The sequence below is a fragment of the Paenibacillus sp. RC73 genome, assembly GCF_044908085.1.
Taxonomy (GTDB): Bacteria; Bacillota; Bacilli; order Paenibacillales; family Paenibacillaceae; genus Paenibacillus; species Paenibacillus terrae_A.
The window spans coordinates 362,761-384,555 of the sequence record NZ_JBIYCV010000005.1 but is presented as its reverse complement, the minus strand read 5'-3'; the positions used below and the strand labels follow the sequence as shown (position 1 = coordinate 384,555).

Sequence of the window (21,795 nt, the reverse complement as noted above, 5' to 3'; positions counted from 1 at the left end):
AAAGAAGCCCATAAACCATATCGATGGTTTATGGGCTTAATCACACTCAAGCATCCTCAGATTGAGGTTTTGTCGTTTTGTTCCAAATTTTATATTCTATTTTTTCGTACAGTTTCAGGCACGAGTCTGCCAGTTGCTGAGGACGTTTGAAACGCAGGAGCAGATATTGGGTACTAACTGCACACAAGGTGCCAATCAGTGCACCAGCCGCAATATCTGACGGGTAATGAACGCCAGCCCAGATACGGGAAAAACCGATAAGTAAAGCTGCGGCGAGCCACAACAATCTAAACCTCTTACCGTACAGCCAAAACGTGGCCGCCAGCGCAAAAGCTCCAATGGCATGGTCGCTCGGGAAGGAGGCATTGGCCGGGTGCTTGATTAGCTGAATGACGGCGTGGGCGACGAAGGGACGATCCCGGTACACAAGATGTCCGATAATAAAGCTGATCCCCATGCCTAGACATACGGATACCACAGCCGATATGATCATTTTCCGGTTGAGTTTATTTCTTGAAAACCAGTACAGGAGCAAGCCCAAGGCGAATACATATTGGGCATCTTCGGCGAAAAAACGCATCAGCCCATTCAAAACAGAAAAGCTATTCGCTTGTTCATTAATGAAGTGGAAAATCTGATAGTCCAGGTTAGATAACATATTAGAGATTACTCCTTTTCTTATATGATTCAAAAGTTGAAAGTAATATGATCATAACTCTTGAACATGGGAGCACCTTTAGATGAAAATTAGAATTTCATGAGAAAAGGAGATATTTTTATCACTAAATCCTTTGAACTTGTTCAAGCGTCCTTTAGGAGATATAATATACAAGGCAGCATTTTGCATAATTCGATTCCCAACGCTTGAAAGTACAATATATAGACGAACTAAACCGTTTCGATCTATATATTGCTGATCTAAAATCGCTCTTGGGATTTATGCAAAATGCTCAAGGATATAATGAATACCGTTGTGTATATTCATATAGAAAGAGAGCGGGATATTATGGGACGTAAGTGGAACAATATTAAAGAAAAAAAGGCATCCAAGGATGCTAATACGAGTCGTATATATGCTAAATTTGGCGTAGAAATCTATGTAGCAGCCAAACAGGGCGAGCCTGATCCTGAATCCAATCGGGTTTTAAGAGTCGTACTAGAACGTGCAAAAACGTACAATGTACCGAAAGCCATCATTGACCGGGCTATTGAAAAAGCAAAAGGTGCCGGGGATGAAAACTATGTTGAGCTTCGCTATGAAGGCTTCGGACCGAATGGTTCCATGGTCATTGTAGATGCACTCACCAATAACGTAAACCGTACGGCATCTGATGTGCGCTCTGCTTTTACTAAAAATGGCGGCAGTCTGGGTGTAAGCGGATCTGTAGCCTATATGTTTGATTCAACGGCGGTTATTGGTCTGGTAGGTAAAACCGCAGATGAAGTGTTGGAGCTGTTGATGGAGGCAGATGTAGAGGTACGTGACATCATCGAAGAAGATGAAGCAGTTATCGTATACGCAGAGCCTGACCAATTCCATGCTGTACAGGAAGCTTTCAAGCAGGCGGGAGTTACAGAATTTACAGTGGCCGAACTTACCATGCTTGCCCAAAATGATATTACACTTCCAGAAGATGCACAGCTTCAATTTGACAAATTGATTGATGCATTAGAAGATTTGGAGGATGTTCAGCAGGTTTACCACAACGTAGACTCTGAGGAATAATTACTTCAGGATTTTGCAAAATCCTCACTTATAAGTAACATAAACATCGTATTCCGATACGGTGTTTTTTGCGTAAATACAGCTATTTCTGTGTAATTGGGCAACGGGCCTATGTTTGGATAAAAAAATATTTTTTCTTGACTGATTAGTCTGATAAAAATATGATCATAGGCACCTACGGAACGAAATATGATTTGTTCTTTTCGGCTATTCAGCTCTATATAGGTGACAAAACCGAAGCCGTAGTTCATCTTCTAAGTCAACCAGGGAGCATTAAGGAAGCCATAACGATGATTTTTAATGAATCTGTCAGGGTTTTGACGGATCCCAAGCTATCCAAGGAATGCTTTATTATGAACAGTGCTATTGAACAGGTTCCGCATCATCATGAAATCAAAGTTTTTATATCTGCGAATACAGAAAGGCTTGAGCTTGCTTTCTACAACGCCTTGGTCCGCGCTCAAAAAGAGGGAGAGCTTCATTCTACGGAGTCTGAGCTATTGTCAATCGCCAGATTTCTAAATCATGCCCGGCTATCGTTGACATTTACCGCCAAGACAGCCGCAAGCCCTGAGGTGCTTAAAGATGTCGTGCGTACGACGCTGTCGATTTTGGATTGATTTTTATGAACGCTTTATAGCGTTTATTTTTTAATCATTTTAGACTGATTAGTCAAAATTTTTTTGAATATTCTAGACTGTTTAGTCTGAAAAATTCGTTTTCGATAAGGAGAAATGTAGATAAAGTTTATTTGGTTGTGCCTGTAATGGACATAAATCCTGCCAAGGTCATGATTCCTTTTATTGAAAAAGCCATTCATGAAGGCGTGAAAAGGTTCGTGCTTCTGGATAGCGCATCTGTCCCTGCGGATGACCCGGTATTCGGGCCAGTGCATCAAGCCCTCAGCAATTTAGCTCCTGAGTGGACAGTATTACAGCCATCCTATTTTATGCAGAACTTTACCGAAGGTCAGCATGTAAGCACCATCAAAAACATCGGTACGATTTATAGTGCGACAGGGGATGGGAGAGTGGGTTTCGTCAGCGCAGATGACATTGCAGAAGTGGGGGTAAGAGCCCTGATTGACGATAAGCCTCATAACACAGCTCATGTGATCACTGGGCCTCATTCGTTGACATATGGTGAAGTTGCCCAGTTGATCAGCCATGTTATAGGAAAAACGATTCAGCATATCTCGCTGTCTGACGAAGAACTGAAAGTTGGCATGATTCAGGCAGGTATACCTGCGAACTACGCTGCCATGCTGGCGGGATTGGATAGAAGGATACGTGAAAACGGAAGTGAAGACCAAGCGTCCGATATCGTGGAGCGTGTCACTGGGCGCAGCCCGATCTCATTTGATCAGTTTGTGCAAACCCACGTAGGCACTTGGAAGTAAATGTAGGGGCGTCTCAAACAGATCTGATAGCCTGATTGAGACGCCCTTGTCAGTTGGCGACAGACACTTTACATAATGCTTGATGTTACCTTCCAGTTATTGAAATCATAGGTCCGCCTCTCTCTATCATGAACCAAATCGAGTTTATTTCCATTATAATTCTGATGCATCCACGGATCATCCAGCAGAGGCCAATTAGCATAATTGACTTCTGCACCCTGAATTTTACGTGAGGTGGCATATACGATTTCCATCTCTTTACCTGTTAATCCTTTGTAATAGACCCGGGGATTGGTATCGTTAACACCGCTGAAATCCACTACGGTTTTCGTCAGCACAGCCTCAGCAAAGCAGTCAAGCTCTCTAATGCAAGAACCGCCTGCGTAGTCCATAAGAGGTGCTGTTTCAACGATGACCGCATTTTTTGCCCCGTCACTCCGCAACGCTCTCTGATAACCTCCGTATTTCCACGATTCCGTGTCATAAGGCCAATCGTAAGGTTGTGCCGTCCTGACAGCAATCAGCATTTTACCTGTATGGAAGAATATCCAGCCGTTCCTATTGAATGGGTCCTGTTCGATCGTTGCTTTGATTCCGTTATATGAAACAGGGCCGTCGATCCATGTATTTGAATTTGTGATATTGTATACCGCAATGAGTGCACCGTCGTCCTGAAGCACTTCCTCCATATTCGTTCCGCCAATCCAATATTCCGAGTTGGACGGATTCAAGTTAATCGACTCACTGAAGTGTTGCTTCATGAAGAACGTATTTGGTTCGTCACTGTATGTATCTCCCACCCATTTGATGCCCCAACGATGAAGCTGGTTTTGTGCGAGCCGATTGTCCTTTTGACTGAATACGGCGTAATCCGGGGTGATGTAGCTTGTCTTATACGGTTTGTTACTGTTTCTAGGCATCCGTTCCTTATGTGTGTAAGTTGTAGAACGGGCTGTCGCTATACTCTTGAAAATGTCTGGTAACTCGTAGTTCGCAACCGTAAATGGAATCGTGGTAAATTTCAGATTGGTTTCATTGCCGAGATATATCGGCTTACGACTGTCTCCAAACAACATCCACAGTAGCACTGCACTCTCATCAAGTGTATATCCCGGCTCTTGCTGCGCATTATATGTTCTGGCCTGACTGGTCACCCAGTACCCATGCAGCCACTCCCCTACAATACTGGCAAAATACCACTCCAACGTCAGTTTGGCCATATTCCGCAATGTCGCATCTGTCAAGTGTTCGGTAATGAACAATAGCGGTCCTACATGATGGATAAAATATGTTGGGGAGTCGTATTCAAAGTACCCCTGTTTTGTAATTGTGGAAAGTTCGGACAGCAGATAACTTCTGGCGATGGTAGCATAATTCACCGGATAATCTGGCCATTCTTCCGCTCCGACAACCCCGACTGCCGCATACATGAGCCGTTGATTTTCTGTATTTCCCGACAGAGCCGTCCCATCGGCATTCAAAATGTTAAAACTGAGCATTTTTGCTTTTACTTTATCCTTTAATGCGGGTGTGTAATACTCTTTATACTTCATATAAGCTTCCATTACGTTAATTCCCCAGAACATGTCTTTATTCCGATCCAAATGAATGTTGACGTAGGCAAGTCCAGTGCTGATATCTCCTTTGGAAAATTGCGCCATAGCCGCATAACCACCGACCTTTCGGCCCTGATCATACTCACTGTAAGGGTAGCCCAATGCTGCTACATCGTCGATTACGATCTGTTTGCGCTCCTGTAGTGAGCCTGTTAAAATCTCATTTTTAAACATAATTACAGCCACTCTCCTGATAATGGAATAATAACGCAAAAATAGTATAAATTTAGCGATGTGAGAAAAAGAAAAACCTGAACATAAATCTGGCTGAGACTTGCGGATTATAATTGTTAGGAGATATTATTTGTTGTAATTATAAGGCATTTGGTTATTAATTTCAATATTTTTACTATATTTTCATTGTGAAAATATAGCATTAGAGTCAAGATGCAATCTACCCGGGATTATTCCGGCTATGTCCCGGGTACGTTTTCTTCTATGCTTTTTAGCTGATTATGATGATGGTTGGGTTTGATCTATTCCGGATTTCGTCAGGTAGATCACCAAGGTTAAAATAGTTACGAGAAAAATCACGCTGGTTCCGGCCGTACCCAGGCCGAGTCCGCCATCGGTGTGAGATTGTGACAGATAATCCCCAAGAGAGGCGCCGAGAGGCCGGGTCACAATGTACGCCATCCAGAAGGACCACACGGCATTGAATTTAAACCGATAGCGGGCAATCGTTACGATACCAATCAGTGAAGCAAACATAAGCGCTGACCTCCAGTAACCTAAGTCAAGGCCTTCTGATATAAGATCACCAGCTGCTGTACCCAAGGCAAAGGTAAAGAATATCGTTGCCCAGTAGAATATTTCACGCTTGGTCGTGTAAATAGAATGAATGGATAATGTTTTCTCGCTCCCATACCAAAGTGTAAAAGTCACCAGGAGAGCAAGGGCAAAGACAGTCGTGGTAACTTGCAGCGAGATCCCTATGTGGTCCACAAGGTTATCTGAGACAAGCGTGCCCACAACACTGATGAGAGTCACCACGAGCCAGTAGATTCCAGGTATATATTTGCGCGACCTAAACTGAAATAGAAGTGTGACGAGTAAGAGAACAACCATGACCACAGTTGTACGAGTCAAGCCCCAATGCAAATTAAAGTTAAGAAAGTCGGCAGCGGTTTCTCCCACGGTCGTCGTCATAATCTTAATAATCCAAAAGAAAATGGTGACCTCCGGCACCTTGTTTAGCATTTTGCGGATTATGGATATGTTCGCAGTCTCCTCCGTGGAAATGGAGAGACTCTCGCTTTTCATGTTCTGATCCTGTTCCTCTTTTTTCATTCATAATCCTCCTCATGTTCTGGGGAACCTATTTAGATACTTGTCCCTCCTGAACAATGTACATAAAGAACATGAAACGATAGTGAGAATTACATGTGAAAAAACATAGAACATTTAAGCTTAGATTAGAAACTGATTAGGAATGAGGAATTTCAATGTATTCAATGCTCCATCTAGGGGGAGGAATTGAAGCAACCCGTGACATCATAGACGCTATACCGGATTGCAAGGTTGTCATTCTGACCATATTCGATCAGGAGGATTATGTGTATGATGGCATCCGTGCGGGAGCAATCGGGTATTTACTAAAGGACGCGGCACCTGATGAACTTGTAGATGCGGTTCGGGCACCAGATCAGATATCAGTTACTATGCCGCCTGAACCTTTTACAGATAGGGAACTGGAAGTTTTGCAACAGATGGCTTACGGATTACGTAACGAAGAGATCGCCGCCAGGCTTTATATCGGTGAGAGCACGGTTAAGACACATGTTCATCGAATTCTTCAAAAATGCGCGGTCGAAGACCGCACGCAAGCGGTTGTATTTGCCATTCGTAACGGAATTGTAAAGTAGATAAACACGGGATGAGTTTGATTTTATACAGTATATGATTAGGGGAGGGATTAGTCAGCCCCAGTCATAATGCTACAAAGATATAGGCTGCCGGCTAAAATCGGAGCCTATATCTTTGTATGCTAAATAGCTATGGATAACGAATAACGGTACAGGGATTATATTCACATCAGATAGCAGTAAGAAATGCATGAGGATATGCTTTTTTTCTGAGAGCACAGACAAGATGCACGTTCACCGGATTGTTCAGAGTTCATCCTTTGGATAAAAAGAATAACCGGGATACTTGACGACAGGCCATTTTACCTTCCGCAATTTAGAGGTCACATCGGCACCAACATTTAAATTGCTCTGAATGAGCTCTGTGGGGGTAAGAGCCATCCATTGGTTCAGGGAAACATCAGCGAAACGGTCACTTTTAAACATTTCAAGAAACCATAGCGTGCTCGAGCCTGTATTTTGGATGTAATGACCGTAAGCAAAAGGCACATATCCAACATCCCCGGCTCTGAAATCAAATGTACGCGCCGCGCCATTTCCGCCAAAAACAGTCATTCGGCCTTGCCCGGTAAGATAGTATTGCCATTCGTCATTATTGGGATGCCAGTGCATTTCCCGCATGGCTCCAGGCTCAATCTCAACCAGAGCAGCTGCGATCGTTTGGGATATCGGAAAATTGGAAGAATCGACGATTCGTACGCTTCCACCCGGCGTTTTGATGGGGGGCTGAGCGAGTAATTCATGCTTAAAGGATTGAGGTATCGTACCATAGGGAGAGGAAACCGCTTGGCTTTGAAGAGAGCCGGGAACGGCATCCTGATAAATGTATACTTGTTCTTGAGGAATGGGCGAAAAATCAGCTTCAGGAACGCCGAAATTGGCAGACAGTACATCTTTTGGAGTATGTGCAAACCAATCGGAGATGGATAACGTGTTCAGATCAGAAAAGCTGCCGTCATCAAAAACCAGCAAAAATTCGCAGCCTTCCTCAAGACCTTGTATAGAGTGTGGAATGCCGGGTGGGAAATACCAGAGATCACCAGGACCCACATCAGCAATAAAATTCCGACCATTTTGGTCGACGGCTGTAATACGGGCACTCCCCAACAGCATATAAGACCATTCCGCCTGCTGGTGCCAATGAAGTTCGCGTACGCCGCCCGGTGTCAAACTCATGTTCACGCCGGCAAGGGTTGTGGCAATGGGGAGCTCCCTTGCGGTAACTTCTCTTGACCATCCACCGTGATTCAACTGCATATGGGCATCTGAAAAAGAAAACCTCATGTTCGGAATGAGTCCATTATCTGTTACGGGTGGAACCAGCATGTCGGGATTTTGCAAATCCCTCATCACATCCCGGGGACCCTTGTCGATGCCTCCAGCACCATCACTTCTGATGGGCTGCGGCACTCTGGCATTTTTCGAGCAATCATTATGCATCATTTGATCTTCCTCTCCAAGTTGAAGCTTCATCAATCTTAGAATAAGAGAAAATCCGCATAAAGATTTTATGAACTCTTGGAGGGTTTTATGCTTTCTGAGTCAGATCCGTAAACTGGGCATCCATGAGCTGAGCTAAATCCTGCGGAATTAATTCCAGTTGGGTTCCAATTTTCCCGGCTACGTTCATACCATCTATTTTTACATCCTGATGATCATAACTCAGGATTTTGTAGTTTACATTCTGTCCATCCAATATTCGCATCGCATTTGTTGCAAATATACCTCGGCGGAATCATTCTACTCTCACTTAGAGCCGTTCCAGGTCATCTACATAGTCCTTTGCTTCCTTTAAAGAGAGGTCTCTAGCTACTCTTAGCTCTTTTATCGCCTGAATCTTTTTGCCTTCTCTAATCAGCAGGAGCAGCCTTTCATTGATATCCTCCGAAACTGCTGTGTTTAGCACATGTGGTGGCGCGGTAGCGGTTGTGCCTGACAGCGATATTCCCGACATTCCAGAACGATTCTCAAGACGCTCTACATCGGATTTCAAGTCATTAAGCCGAGCTTGCAAGCTATAGACTTTGATCAAAAGTATGACGGAGATGATCAGCGCGATCAATGCTATAAATTCCATAGTTTCCACTAAAGTTCCCCCTTTTTCACTTGATTTTATCCCAGAGATGCCACACTGGAATCTGCTCAATATAAATAGTATAGCATGATGATTTACGTTATATTATCTGGAATCGCTGAATTTACGTGAGTACGGAGTGGGGAATATTCTTGAACCCGTTGCTACTCCCAACCATGGAAGGCTACGAATTGACTTTTTACAGACAGAGCGTTATATTACAGCTTATTGTAATGCTTTTAATAAGTGCCGGAAAAGGAGAGGATTCAAATACTGCCAGTCTCCAATAATGCAATCCGAGTCAAACAAATTAATGTGGAGTTAGTCAAAAATACATTGAAGTCTCTTGAATATGCCACCAAATCGTCCATAGCGAGCATAACAGGACTCAGTGTGGCTACCTGCGGTAATATTCTGAAAGAGCTTCTTCAAACCGGGGAAGTGTTAGAGACAGAGCTGGAGGAATCCAACGGTGGACGCCCGGCAAGGCGGTATAGATATAACGCCGATTATTCCTATATTCTCTGTTTACATGTGAAAACAGAAGGCGGAGTGCATACTCTCACTTATGCGGTTGCCAATTTGCTGGGCGAAATCATTGTAGAGAAGACCTCGATTGTGCCTTATATTGATTATGAGGTCATAGAGAACCAAATTGGAGAACTCATTAACATCTATGGAAATGTCAAAGCGGTTGGCATTGGTATTCCCGGGGTTGTACATCAAGGGGTTATCGGTGTGTGTGATATCGATCCGCTCATAGGAATTCCTCTGGGTCCGCAGCTTCACAATAAATACGGACTGGAAATCACCATTGAAAATGATATGCATTTAACAGTCTATGGATTTTATAAAATGCAAAATTATGATGAGGACAAAACCTTTGCCATTGTTGCTTTTCCCAAGGATAACTTTCCGGGAGCCGGCTTTATTGTCGATGGACACTTATTAAAAGGAAATACTAAATTTGCAGGCGAAGTTTCCTTTTTACCCTTTGATATGACAAGAGAAGAACAGCTCAAGCAGATAAAAAGTGCTCAGGGATTCGTTCCACTGGCTATAAAGACGATCACTTCCATTATTGCTGTTATTGATCCTGTAGCTATCGCTTTGACCGGAGAGTTATCCAAGCCTGCTGTATTGAACGATATTTATACTGGCTGTCTTAAGGATATACCAGCAGAGCATATGCCTGAGATTTTTGTGAAAAACGATACGTATGATGAATACATGAACGGGTTGATTTCGGTGACTCTTGAAAGTCTGACATACAATTTGCAATTGGTAGAAAAAAGAAAATAGAGAGATGATATACATCTATAATTCCGGAGAGGATGATATCTATTATGAAAAAAACATTATTATGGGAAACGGGAACATGGACCAATGCTCCATTGTCAACTTGTCAAGATGGCGACACCCTCAAGGTGACAGCCAAAGAGGGAAGTGACTACTGGAAAAATACATTATACGGATTTGATCGCAGCAGCGGACATGCTTTATTGGCAAATTGGGAAGATTCTGAGGCCATAGAGGTCACATTTCAGCTTGCATCCTTTAATGAACTCTATGACCAGGCTGGAATTATGCTGTATCAAGGACCTGAGCAATGGATTAAAGCGGGGATTGAAATCAATGACAATATTCCCCAATTGGCTGTCGTGGTAACTAACGGTTATTCAGATTGGTCATTGTCCGCTGTGCCGGATTGGGTCGGTGAGGAAGTGACCTTGCGCGCTTCGCGGATGAACGATGCAGTGATTATCCGTGCCCGGACAGAAGCCCACGGCTGGCGCACAGTGCGTGTGGCGCCTTTTCCTTATAAATCTGCAAAACAAGCTGGTCCTTTTTTATGTTCGCCAACTCGTGTCGGCTTTGAGGTTACCTTTACACGCTGGGTAACTACAATGCCGGATGCCGATCTTCATATAGATCCACCTATGTAAAGGAACATTCTTATGATGAAAAATCAGAGAAGCAATTTGCTCATTTGGACTACAACTAGATTTCATAACAACTATCAGCTCACCTAAAGGAGGCTGTCCCGTTCGCCATTTTTGTGGCCTTTGGGATAGCCTTTTTTTATATATACGAACATCAGATAATATCAGGTCACAGCGAGCATATTGTATATTTTCATGGTTCGCACATCATCTTTGGAAATTTTAAGCTCATGAATTAGCTCGGGAGTTTCTGGTATGGGTGTTCTCGAAAAAAGCATTTTTAAAGCAATCGGCATAAAGGGACGGAAGGAAACGCCGGACATGAGACCCCACTTCTGCTCAGATTCCAGGAAAGAAGCCAGAATATTGATGGTCAGATTTTCGAGAGGGGTAGCCTGATTTTTGAGCATAAGGGTGGTCAGTGTGTCATAGTGCTCCGTATGCCCCCAATATGTATTTTCGCATTCCTGATAATGTTCAAAATTTTTAACATTCATATATAACATCGTCTTATAACGATTGTCATCCGGCTGCGCCAGCATGTCCACTACACATCTTACCAGCTTATTAATTCGTCCATCATAAAAATAAGAATAAAACCGGGTGGAATTCTTGAAAAAAGTGGAGGGAAGTGTGTTAATCAACGCGGAGGGCTGTCTCGGTTCGATATAGAGAAGCTGCTCTACCTGAACGTTTAACGCTTTTGCAATGCTGTACAAGATGACGAGGTCAATGGTAATATCGCCACTCTCATATTTGGATAACGTAGCTTTGCTTTTGTAAATCATGTCTGCCAGTTGTTGAACGGTCAATCCCTTAATTTTGCGGAAGATTCTGATTTTTTTACCCACTTCCTGATTGATAGTATGCATTGTTCACTCTCCCAATATGTTTCCTGAGAATATTACAAATGATGATTTTGTATACGTTTCGCTATATTCATAATAATTATACCATTTCATAAGCAATTTTAGTATTCTGACGAAACAAAAATGATGATTTGTTTCATATGAATAGATTTTATTGTGTTTGAGTCAATGGAGAGCTGTATGCCATAATGAATCCATTCATGAGAAGCAGGGACGGAAACAGGAAGGGGAACAAAAAGCGTGAAGTATGATTTTGATGAGGTTATTGACCGTAGAGGAACCAACGCCATGAACACTGACGGCTTCCGGGAGTATATTTTTAAGGCGGAGGGTGATATGGTCTTTCCTTATAAGGATGATGAATTTATTCGCATGTGGATCGCTGACATGGAGTTTGCCACACCTCCTGAGATTATTGAAGCCATCAAGGAACGGCTGGATAAACGAATTTTTGGCTATAGCCAGGTGTTTGATCCCAACTATTACCTTGCTGTGGTCGGCTGGACGCAGCGGTATTATAACTGGACTTTTTCAGAGGAGCAGCTGGTTACTTCACCAGGGATCATTCCTGCTCTCTATGAGCTGGCTGAATACATTTGCAAGTCGGATGAAAAAGTACTGATCCTTACCCCATCCTATGCCTTCTTCAAGGCTGCGGCGGATTATAACGGCTTGGAACTGGTGTGTTCAGAACTAATCAATCAAGAGGGTCATTATACGATTAATTATGAAGACCTGGAAGCAAAAGCTAGAGATGAAAAGGTGTCTCTATGCATTTTCTGTAATCCGCATAATCCATCTGGCCGTGTATGGACCAAGGAAGAGTTACAGAGAGTAGGGAAGATTTGTCTTGAAAATGGAGTCTGGATTATATCGGATGAAATACACTGCGATTTGTTGAGGAACGGGCAAGTCCACACCCCGATGGCCAAACTTTTCCCGGACTCAGATCGGATTATCACTTGTATGGCTCCTAGTAAAACCTTTAATATGGCCGGGCTGATGTTTTCGAATGTCATCATTCCCAATGAAACGCTCAGGGGAACCTGGAAAGCGCGTCATTACGGCTTTGAAAATCCGCTTAGTATTGTCGCAACACAAGCTGCATACCTGCATGGAGATGAGTGGCTGCGGCAATTAAAAAATTATTTGGACGAGAATTTTATATTTACCAAGCAATATTTGAACCGTTACTTGCCAGAAGCTATATTCCATATTCCAGAGGCGACTTATCTGGCATGGGTTGATATCAGCGCCTATGTACCAAAAGAAGAGAATTTACCTTTGTTTTTTGCCAATCATGCCGGAGTTTTGTTGGAAGACGGGAAGATGTTTGTTGCCAACGCTGAGGGATACATTCGTCTGAATCTGGCTTGTCCGAGGTCCACGCTGGAAGAGGGACTAAGAAGAATATGCAAGGTGCTAACTGAAAATCCATTAATACTTAATCTCACCTAATTCCTTATTAATATATAGATATGTATGGATCATTCCAAAATATTCGATCCCCATAGAAACGATAAAATCGTATCCATGAAAAGAGCCGTCCTCAAATCGATCGAGGGCGGCCTTTATACGTGTACATCATAAATAGTTCTTCATTTCCTGCCCAGTCAACTTTCACTGTTAGCCATAACGTCATGCCAAATAAGGCGAATGACCGTGCCTTTCCCTAAAGCCGTGTCGACCGTAATTTGCCCTCCCATGGCTTCAATCAGCCCTTTGGATACAGCCATACCAAGACCCGTCCCATTCGGCGTAGTAGAGGTATTGGTTCCCCGGTAATAACGCTCAAATAATCGGCTTACCGTATTTTCATCCATTCCTCTCCCGTTATCAGCAAATTCAATCGTGAACCCTTTACCACCTTCGCTGGATATAACCGAGACGGTAAGTGTCGTTTCAGGCGGATTATGAAGCAGAGCATTGGCAGTCAAATTGTTAATGACCCTTTCTAGCCAAGGCGTATATAGCTTAACGAAGATGTCGACAGGAGCAGGCCGGAACAAAATGGCTTCTTCCTTATAAAAAGGGTCGGTACCCACCCGCTCTAACGTTTCCCGTAGCCAGCTATTCAACTCAATTTCCTCAGATTCCGGGGGACGGGCACCGCTTTTTAAGCGATAACTCATGGCAAGATCATTAATCAACATATCCATGTGCGCGGATTTTTCCAGCATTGTACCCGAAAATTTACGAACTTCTTCTGCGGTCCAATCATATTGCGGCTCAGCCAGTAAGTGAGCGTAACCTTTGATGGAAACGAGCGGTGTTTTCAGATCATGGGTGATCCCGGCAATCCATTCCTCTCTGAGACTATCGGTTTGCTGACGCAGTACCTGATCTCTTTGCAGCGTACCTGAGAGCTTATCAATAGAATCCATCACATCCGCAAAAATGAGGTAACGTCGCTTCCATTTGCCTGAACCCAACCGGCTGCGTTGAATGCCTCTATGATCAACAGGCTCTTGATATACGGATTTACCGAGTGCATCGAGCCAGGAGAGCATATGAAGTAACGGGACTCCGAAGCGATGCGCCTGCCACAGTGAGAGAAGCAGGAATAAGAGAAAAATAGCTGAGAACATGGCGACTATGGACTTTAGTATCGTTCTTTCTTCCTCAGGAGGAAGCCAGCTATTGCCTGTAGCAACACCGCCAGCATTTGGAAGACTAATGACCCATGTACGACCCGTTTCTTCCATATATTCGGAGGAAAGGTGGAAGCCGTATCTTTCACTGTACATGGTGCGAAGGGAAAGCTCCTGAAGAGTATAGGCTGTCGGTGCAGATGTTGGACGATTGTAGGAAGCAAGCTCCGACCCGGTTGCATCCAGTAACTGTATGTAGCCACCAAGCTGCTTGAGACGGGCAGTGACTTCATGGGGCAATATCAGCTTTCCATTCGAAGACAATGTTCCCTGACTGCTTACTGTTTTTAATAGGGTTCCCATAGGATTAGGCTGACCATATAGCAGTGTGAAAGTTCGACCATCTTTCTCCTGAACCCAAAGAGAAAGCCCATAGGGGAAGGAGCGGGTACCTGTCCAATAAGAGACGAACTCGCCGGGTGCATATTTCTTCGGTACATCTTGCGGTGTATTGTAGGACTGATTCACCTGCCCGTTTTCGTCAAGACTTTGCAGCCAGCCGCCGTTTTTCTTGACCTGCTCTAGCAAAAGTGGATCAAAGTGTATGCCGTCCTTGCCTATTTCGGAGGACGCTACAAGCTGTTCTAATCCAGTAGAGGCAAAATCATTGGAGAGGCGGATATCGACCAAGCGTTGATACGCCCAAAAGAACGTAACAGCAGCAATCAGGAACGCAAAAGCTTCAGCGGTAGCCAACTGTAGCACGAATCGCATCATTAGCTTGCGTTTAATATTCATAATCGTTGGGAACTCCCTATTTTCGCTTGTACCAGCTTATAGCCAAGTCCTCTAACATTTACGATAAAGCTTGGATTGGCAGGATCAGGTTCAATTCGTTCCCGGATGCGATGAATATGTACCATGACGGTATTGTCATCGCTTAATGCTTCTTCTCCCCAGACGGCTTCATATAGCTCGCTTTTACTGAAAATTCGATTGGGGTTTTTGCATAAGAAAAGCAATAATTGGAAGACTAGCGCAGGACAGGCTACGACTGTTTGCTCAACACGAAGCTCACCGGCTGTTTCATCGATCTGAAAATGTCCATAGTCATAAATGGCGTTCATTTTGCTGGAGGGCTGTGCAGTTCCAGATTCTTTGGTTGTATTATTAATGGTCAAGTAACGCCGTAGTTGTGAACGTATGCGTGCGACAATCTCTAACGGATTAAACGGTTTGGTAATGTAATCATCGCCGCCAACAGCGAACCCAGTCAGCTTATCAAAATCAGATTCCCGAGCGGTTAAAAACAAGATGGGAGCATCCGTCGTTTGACGGAGAAACGGACATATTTCGATTCCACTGCGTCCTGGCAACATGACATCTAATATGATCAAATCGTAGATTTTTCCTTCACAGGCAGTAATGGCCGCTTCACCTGTCATCACTGTATCGACATTCGTGTAGCCTTCCTTATATAGGACGGTCAGCATGAGTTCAAGAATGGATTGCTCGTCGTCGACAAGTAAAATTGCCGCATTGTTCATGCTTTCATTCCTTTCTTCTCTATCTTTATTCCTTCCATAATATCATGATTCCTCAGGGATGAACGAAGCGTTGTCTTAACGGAAGCTTAATTGTGCTCTGCAGATCTGAAAAAGAGTTAAGGCTTAGTTAAAGTGATGTTACACGGGATCTAAGACCGTCTTGTTAGAATGGGATAGATAAAATAATAATATACACAAAAACGGGGGTGCAGCAGTGAAGAAGGCAACTAGAAAGAACAGGATAGAAATCTTCCACTATGGCAAAATGGTACTGGTGGCAAGTGCGTTTGCTGCTTTTATAACGGCATGCGGAGGAGGAGGGGGGAACTCGGAAGTGGCCAAAGATATACCGAATGAAACAACAAATACAAAGGACCAAACGGTGAAGCCAGAGGAGGTACCGGAAAAACTGCTTGAGGGCAAGTATGCGGAGGTTTATGACCAATTCAGCAATGAGTTTAAACAACAACTGAGCGAAGCCGATTTTGTAAAAATGGCTCCTGATTCTCTAAAAGGTGTTGATTCATTTAAGCAGGCGTCAGTCATGAAACTCAATGGCAGCGAACAACGTTCATGGATAAGCGACTCAGGGAAAATAGGCCTGATCACTGTTTTTGATGAGAAGGGAACTATATTGGGGCTTCAGGCCAAGAAACTTTCCCCTTCGCCGGAAACAGACAATCGCCTGACCAAAATCAAATACGATTGGCCATTGAAGGGGGAATGGTTTGTTACCTGGGGTGGAACCAATGCGCTTGTGAATTACCACTATGAATATGAAAGCCAGCGATATGCCTATGACCTTATACAGAAAAAAGATGGCTATTCCTATAAAGGTGATCCGCTGAAAAATACAAGCTATTATGCTTTCGGCCAACCGATTCATGCGCCGACAAGCGGAACCGTGGTCTCAGTTGTAAATAACATTCCTGATAACGAACCTGTCGGCGTGATGAACGAGAAGGTGCCTGCCGGGAATGAAGTTGTGATTGACCATGGCGGGGAATATAGCGTGCTAGCTCATATGAAGAAAGGCTCTGTTAAAGTGAAGGTAGGGGATAAGGTGAAGAGTGGCGATGAAATCGGGCTACTTGGTAATTCAGGCAATTCCAGCGAAGCCCATCTTCATTTTCAGGTGTCAGACGGTGCAGATTTATTCAAGTCTCGTTCGATCAACATCAATTGGAAGAACCGAATTGCTCCTGTGCAGGGAGAGACAATAACAGCCGAGTAATTTCAAAAAAATTCAAACTCTCAGACAAAGGTTGATCTTCAGTTTTATGATGATCAACCTTTGTTTTTTTTGTTATCCGACAACAAGTTATTGAAAAATATCGTCCTCATTACAAATCAGAATGCGATTTTAAATCTGTTGACAACTTGTATATACATGATATATTCTTGTATATACAAGAAAGATGAAAGCGTTATAATGTTTAATTTAGGGAGAAAGGAACGAGTATGATGCAAGCGATAAACAAAGCTTTGATTCATCAAGATACGGACTGGTGGCGCAAATCGGTGGTCTATCAGGTTTATCCCAAAAGCTTTAGTGATACAACGGGTAATGGAACAGGTGATATACGAGGATTAACACAAAAGCTGGATTATTTATATGAACTGGGTGTTGATATTATCTGGTTACAGCCGGTTTATGTCTCCCCGCAGCGTGATAACGGGTATGATGTAGCCGATTATTGCAGGATCAACCCCGATTTTGGGACTATGAAGGACTTTGAGGAATTGAGTCAGGAGATCCAAGCGCGTGGAATGCGTCTGATGATAGATATTGTAGTAAATCATTCTTCGACAGAACATGTCTGGTTTCAGGAGGCACGACAATCAAGGGATAATGCATACAGGGACTATTACATTTGGCGTGATCCTGCACCCGATGGCGGGCCCCCTAACAACTGGAAGTCTAAATTCGGTGGACCCGCTTGGCAGTATGATCAAACAACAGATCAATATTTTCTAACCCTGTTTGACAAGACTCAGGCAGATCTAAACTGGGAAAATCCGAAAGTACGTCAGGAAGTCGTAAATCTGCTGGAGTTTTGGGCTGAAAAGGGAGTCAGCGGATTTCGGCTGGATGTGATTAATTTAATTTCCAAAGATCAGCGATTCCTGAATGATGATCGCAGCACGGCTCCAGGCGACGGACGCAAGTACTATACGGACGGTCCGCGCGTACATGACTACATTCACGAGCTATATGAAAAAGTATTTCAAAAGTATAATAACGTGACGGTGGGTGAGATGTCCTCTACGTCACTGGAGCACTGCATCCGTTACTCCAATCCAGAGAAAAAAGAATTGTCTATGACCTTCAATTTTCATCATTTGAAAGTAGATTATCCGAATGGTCGAAAGTGGGAACTGATGCCCTATGATTTTGAAATGCTGAAAAGCCTATTCTCGGAATGGCAAATGGGTATGCAGCAGGGTGGTGGCTGGAGTGCATTGTTCTTTAACAACCATGATCAGCCACGAGCGATCTCCCGTTTTCTAGATGATGGCGTATACCATGCCGAAAGCGCTAAGCTGCTGGCGACCACACTACATGGACTTCAAGGAACGCCCTATATATTCCAAGGCGAAGAAATTGGTATGGCCAATCCGAAATGGTCAGATATCGAAGAATTTCGAGATGTGGAATCTCTAAATATGTATCGTATTCTGCAAGAACAGGGTAAGAGTGCTGAAGAAGCATTAAATATGATCCGGGAGCGATCCCGTGATAATTCGAGGACGCCGATGCAATGGGATGATAGTCCAAATGCGGGGTTCACTTCAGGTACTCCTTGGATCAAGGTAGATGAGCGTTATCCACAAATTAATGTGCAGGCCCAGTTAAAGGATCCGAACTCCATCTACCATCATTACCAAAAGCTGATCAGACTGCGCAAGACGGTGCAAGTCATTACTGATGGGAATTATCAGCGACTGGACGAGGCCCATCCTCAGATATATGCCTACCAACGCAGCAATGAAAAGGAGACTATGATCGTCATCTCTAATTTTAGCGGGCAGGAGGCCAAATTCCATATACCTGATTCATGCTACTTACAACTAAAAGATCAGGCATTGGTTTCTGCTGAACTGTTAATTGGCAATACCGAGCAAGTGCCGGAATTAAAGCAGTCTATCACATTGTCCCCATATGCTTCCTATATGTGGCTACTTCGTTAGACGCAGTTTATAGTGTGGCAACAACCAATAGCCCCGGGTTCCTTACTGTCACGGCGACCGGGGCTGCTACTTCATTAAAATTAAGGGAGTGAGTTAAATGCCGATTGAAAGAGCACAGGTGGAACGAATTATAGAAGCCGTTGGCGGCAAAGATAATATTGAGGCTGCTACCCATTGTGTAACCCGTCTGAGGTTTGCCCTCTATGATGACAAACTGGTCGATAAAAATGCATTGGATCAAAATGATTTGGTCAAAGGCCAATTTTCCTCACAAGGACAGTATCAGGTCGTCATTGGGCCAGGTCTGGTTGATAAGGTGTATGACGAAATGATTGCAATTACAGGCGGCAACCGGGCTTCCAAAGATGATGTTAAAAATGCGGCCAGCAAGAAACAGAATCCGATTCAGCGTGCCATCAAGACACTGGCAGATATTTTTATTCCTATCTTGCCCGCGATTGTGACCGCAGGCCTGCTGCTTGGAATTAACAATATTCTGACGGGTCAGGGAATTTTCTTCGAGGGAATGTCTCTGGTTCAGGTCTATCCTCAATGGACTGATTTTGCTGCTATTATTAATACCATCGCCAGCACAGCTTTTACGTTCTTGCCCGCCTTGATCGGATGGTCGGCAGTTATCCGATTTGGTGGCAGCCCATTACTCGGGATTGTACTTGGTCTGATTCTGGTTCATCCAGACCTGCTGAGTGCTTACAATTATGCAGATGCAGTGACTAAGGGAACGGTTCCGGTATGGAATCTGTTTGGCTGGGAAGTGAACAAGATTGGCTATCAAGGACAGGTTCTGCCGGTTCTTGTATCCGCTTACGTGTTGGCACAAATTGAAAAATTCTTGAACAACAGAATAGCTGATTCATTTAAGCTGTTATTGGTCGCGCCGATTACATTATTAATTACGGGATTTCTTGCATTTACGGTTATCGGACCGGTTACTTTTATGATCGGCAATGCGATTACGGGCGGTCTTGTATACGTTTTCTCTCTGGCTCCTGCGCTGGGAGGGCTGATTTATGGAGGTCTTTACGCGCTGCTCGTCATTACGGGAATGCACCATACTTTCTTGGCCGTAGACGTACAATTAATTGGAACACAGGGCGGGACATTTCTATGGCCAATGCTGGCGCTTTCCAACATTGCTCAAGGTGCTGGTGCATTGGCTATGATGCTGGTATTAAAGGATCAGAAGGGCAAAGGGCTGGCCTTTACTTCATCCGTGTCTGCTTTTCTGGGTGTCACGGAACCGGCGATCTTTGGGGTAAACATCCGTTATAAATATCCATTTGTGTTCGGAATGATTGGTTCAGGTATTGCGGGTGTCTTGCTAACGGTGAATCATGTTATGGCTTCTTCAATCGGTGTTGGGGGTATTCCAGGCTTCCTGTCTATTTTCCCTATGAACTGGGGCGTGTTCTTCATTGGAATGGCGATCGTGTTAATTCTGCCGTTCAGCTTAACTTTAGCGTATGGAAAATTATTAAATAAGCGCCAGCAACAATCAGATCTTACTAAGGAAGAGTTGCCAAATGCTAATCATTCAACTTCTTCATTCACAAATCAGAACAGTCCAGCTAACATACCTGCCGAGACAAAAGGAACTGACCATAAGACTTCCGCGCTCGATGTACTTGAAGTCATGACTCCGGTTCGGGGACGTATTGTGCCTCTGGAACAGGTTCCTGATCCGGCTTTTGCCGATCGTCAGATGGGACAGGGAATTGCGGTGCAACCGGAGGAGGGTAAAATTTTTGCCCCTTTCAGCGGAAAGGTCATCCATATTATGATGAAGAGCAAGCATGCCCTGATTCTGGAACATGCGTCAGGTGTACAGATTCTGGTGCATGTGGGCGTTAATACCGTGTCACTGAAGGGCGAAGGTTTCACTATGCATGTGAAGACAGGCCAAACAGTTGAACAGGGACAATTGCTGATGGAATTCGACCGTGATCTAATCCAGGAATCCGGATACCCGGTTATTACACCAGTAATTGTTCCGGATGGTCAGGAAATGATTGAGTCCGTTGAAGAACTGCCAGGTGAGGCGAACACTTTGCAATATATCTCTATGAAAATTCACTTAAAGCCTTTATCTGTAGACAAGAATAAACCACAAACTTAAAAAGCACACAGGTCGCCAAATTGAAGTGAAAGAATGCTACAATAAACGTGGTGATGATAATTGACAACGAATATTTTTCTGCAAATTTATCAGGATTATTTGGAACAAATCCGGGCAGGTGAATTAGCCTCAGGCACGAAGATGCCCTCTGAAAATGAGCTGGCCAGGGAATATAATACTTCCCGTGAGACCGTACGTAAGGCACTTCACTTGCTTGCGCAAAATGGGTATATCCATAAAATAAAAGCTAAAGGCTCCTTTGTACTGGATATCGGGCGTATGGATTTTCCAGTTGGCGGATTGGTCAGCTTCAAAGAGATGTCCGAACGAATCGGGCGTAAATCACGTACGATTGTGCATGAGAATCGCCTGATTCCGGCTTCAGACGAGATAGCCGGTCATCTTGAGCTCGACAAGCATAGGCATCTTGTCTGGGAAGTGATTCGCGCGCGTGAGATTGAAGACGAATCCGTTATTCTGGATAAAGATTATTTTCGATCAGACATTGTGCCTGTGCTTACCAAGGAGATTAGTAGCGGATCCATTTATGAATATCTGGAGAATGAGCTTCATCTTCAAATCAGTTATGCTAAAAAAGTAGTATCCGTAGAAGATGCAAGTGAAGAGGATCATAAGTTGATGGATCTCAACGACTATATTCACGTGGTAGTAGTGCGTAATTATGTCTATCTGGAAGATACCACCTTGTTCCAGTACACCGAGTCAAGGCATCGGCTGGACAAATTCCAATTTGTCAACTTTGCCAGACGTGCTCACGGGGAAGAGAAAAAGTCGGATCTATCCAGAAACCCTGTTTAAAAAAACACTTGACATGA

The 21,795-nt window shown here is 43.8% G+C and carries 18 protein-coding genes and 2 pseudogenes; 11 read left to right on the top strand and 9 right to left on the bottom strand.

Annotated features, from left to right (window positions below):
* Positions 1–46: 46 nt before the first annotated feature.
* On the bottom strand, positions 47–658 hold the full coding sequence (locus ABH897_RS14825) for an undecaprenyl-diphosphatase (RefSeq protein ID WP_404519031.1): 612 nt from the start codon (positions 656–658) through the stop codon (positions 47–49).
* A 348-nt stretch (positions 659–1,006) separates the two neighbouring features.
* Between ABH897_RS14825 and ABH897_RS14820 the strand changes: the two genes are divergently transcribed.
* The 3 genes from ABH897_RS14820 (at position 1,007) to ABH897_RS14810 (ending at position 3,125) form a co-directional block, all read left to right on the top strand.
* Positions 1,007–1,726, top strand: coding sequence for a YebC/PmpR family DNA-binding transcriptional regulator (locus ABH897_RS14820; protein WP_137063841.1), 720 nt, complete (start codon positions 1,007–1,009; stop codon positions 1,724–1,726).
* Between the two features lie 161 nt (positions 1,727–1,887).
* Entirely contained in the window at positions 1,888–2,346 is a 459-nt protein-coding gene (locus tag ABH897_RS14815) for a TetR/AcrR family transcriptional regulator (protein WP_404580295.1), read from the top strand.
* Between the two features lie 146 nt (positions 2,347–2,492).
* Positions 2,493–3,125 carry an NmrA family NAD(P)-binding protein gene (locus ABH897_RS14810; protein WP_404592304.1) on the top strand — a complete coding sequence of 211 codons (633 nt, stop codon included), beginning with the start codon at positions 2,493–2,495 and terminating at the stop codon, positions 3,123–3,125.
* A 68-nt stretch (positions 3,126–3,193) separates the two neighbouring features.
* Here the strand turns inward: ABH897_RS14810 and ABH897_RS14805 are convergent, their stop codons facing one another.
* Positions 3,194–4,915 (bottom strand): hypothetical protein, encoded by a 1,722-nt coding sequence (locus ABH897_RS14805; protein WP_404592303.1) that lies wholly within the window; start codon positions 4,913–4,915, stop codon positions 3,194–3,196.
* A 279-nt stretch (positions 4,916–5,194) separates the two neighbouring features.
* Positions 5,195–6,031, bottom strand: a complete 837-nt coding sequence (locus ABH897_RS14800) for a COG4705 family protein (RefSeq protein WP_404592301.1) — start codon at positions 6,029–6,031, stop codon at positions 5,195–5,197.
* A gap of 182 nt (positions 6,032–6,213) precedes the next feature.
* On the opposite strand from ABH897_RS14800, the pseudogene ABH897_RS14795 reads away from it, so the two are divergent.
* A pseudogene (locus ABH897_RS14795) lies at positions 6,214–6,606 on the top strand (response regulator transcription factor); the annotation flags it as partial.
* A 246-nt stretch (positions 6,607–6,852) separates the two neighbouring features.
* Here the strand turns inward: ABH897_RS14795 and ABH897_RS14790 are convergent.
* The 3 genes and pseudogenes from ABH897_RS14790 to ABH897_RS14780 form a co-directional block, all read right to left on the bottom strand.
* The gene (locus ABH897_RS14790; protein WP_404580408.1) at positions 6,853–8,046 is read right to left on the bottom strand and encodes an oxalate decarboxylase family bicupin; all 1,194 of its coding nucleotides are present in this window, start codon (positions 8,044–8,046) and stop codon (positions 6,853–6,855) included.
* A 169-nt stretch (positions 8,047–8,215) separates the two neighbouring features.
* A pseudogene (locus ABH897_RS14785) lies at positions 8,216–8,311 on the bottom strand (Cys-tRNA(Pro) deacylase); the annotation flags it as partial.
* A 45-nt stretch (positions 8,312–8,356) separates the two neighbouring features.
* Complete coding sequence (locus ABH897_RS14780) at positions 8,357–8,683, bottom strand: ribosomal protein L7/L12 (protein WP_404519298.1); 327 nt, start codon at positions 8,681–8,683, stop codon at positions 8,357–8,359.
* 390 nt (positions 8,684–9,073) lie between these two features.
* Here ABH897_RS14780 and ABH897_RS14775 point away from each other — a divergent pair, with 390 nt between their 5' ends.
* Together ABH897_RS14775 and ABH897_RS14770 are read left to right on the top strand one after the other, a co-directional pair.
* Positions 9,074–9,982 (top strand): ROK family protein, encoded by a 909-nt coding sequence (locus tag ABH897_RS14775; protein ID WP_404592367.1) that lies wholly within the window; start codon positions 9,074–9,076, stop codon positions 9,980–9,982.
* Between the two features lie 44 nt (positions 9,983–10,026).
* Complete coding sequence (locus ABH897_RS14770) at positions 10,027–10,626, top strand: DUF1349 domain-containing protein (protein WP_200893409.1); 600 nt, start codon at positions 10,027–10,029, stop codon at positions 10,624–10,626.
* A 161-nt stretch (positions 10,627–10,787) separates the two neighbouring features.
* On the opposite strand, the gene ABH897_RS14765 is transcribed toward ABH897_RS14770, so the two are convergent.
* Entirely contained in the window at positions 10,788–11,495 is a 708-nt protein-coding gene (locus ABH897_RS14765) for a helix-turn-helix domain-containing protein (RefSeq protein WP_404592300.1), read from the bottom strand.
* 237 nt (positions 11,496–11,732) lie between these two features.
* On the opposite strand from ABH897_RS14765, the gene ABH897_RS14760 reads away from it, so the two are divergent.
* Positions 11,733–12,950: a MalY/PatB family protein gene (locus tag ABH897_RS14760; protein ID WP_404592298.1), complete on the top strand. Its 1,218-nt coding sequence runs from the start codon at positions 11,733–11,735 to the stop codon at positions 12,948–12,950.
* Between the two features lie 155 nt (positions 12,951–13,105).
* On the opposite strand, the gene ABH897_RS14755 is transcribed toward ABH897_RS14760, so the two are convergent.
* Both ABH897_RS14755 and ABH897_RS14750 read right to left on the bottom strand, forming a co-directional pair.
* Positions 13,106–14,881: a sensor histidine kinase gene (locus ABH897_RS14755; protein WP_283655920.1), complete on the bottom strand. Its 1,776-nt coding sequence runs from the start codon at positions 14,879–14,881 to the stop codon at positions 13,106–13,108.
* Positions 14,878–15,630: a response regulator transcription factor gene (locus ABH897_RS14750; protein ID WP_404592297.1), complete on the bottom strand. Its 753-nt coding sequence runs from the start codon at positions 15,628–15,630 to the stop codon at positions 14,878–14,880. Before ABH897_RS14750 ends, ABH897_RS14755 begins: the two co-directional genes overlap by 4 nt.
* Positions 15,631–15,844: 214 nt before the next feature.
* Between ABH897_RS14750 and ABH897_RS14745 the strand changes: the two genes are divergently transcribed.
* The 4 genes from ABH897_RS14745 to treR all read left to right on the top strand — a co-directional run bounded on the left by ABH897_RS14745 (position 15,845) and on the right by treR (position 21,778).
* Positions 15,845–16,864, top strand: a complete 1,020-nt coding sequence (locus ABH897_RS14745) for a peptidoglycan DD-metalloendopeptidase family protein (RefSeq protein ID WP_404592296.1) — start codon at positions 15,845–15,847, stop codon at positions 16,862–16,864.
* Between the two features lie 230 nt (positions 16,865–17,094).
* Entirely contained in the window at positions 17,095–18,822 is a 1,728-nt protein-coding gene (treC, locus tag ABH897_RS14740) for an alpha,alpha-phosphotrehalase (RefSeq protein WP_404592366.1), read from the top strand.
* A 97-nt stretch (positions 18,823–18,919) separates the two neighbouring features.
* Positions 18,920–20,959 (top strand): PTS system trehalose-specific EIIBC component, encoded by a 2,040-nt coding sequence (gene treP, locus ABH897_RS14735; RefSeq protein ID WP_404580301.1) that lies wholly within the window; start codon positions 18,920–18,922, stop codon positions 20,957–20,959.
* 60 nt (positions 20,960–21,019) lie between these two features.
* The gene (gene treR / locus ABH897_RS14730) at positions 21,020–21,778 is read left to right on the top strand and encodes a trehalose operon repressor (protein WP_404519023.1); all 759 of its coding nucleotides are present in this window, start codon (positions 21,020–21,022) and stop codon (positions 21,776–21,778) included.
* Positions 21,779–21,795 lie beyond the last annotated feature (17 nt).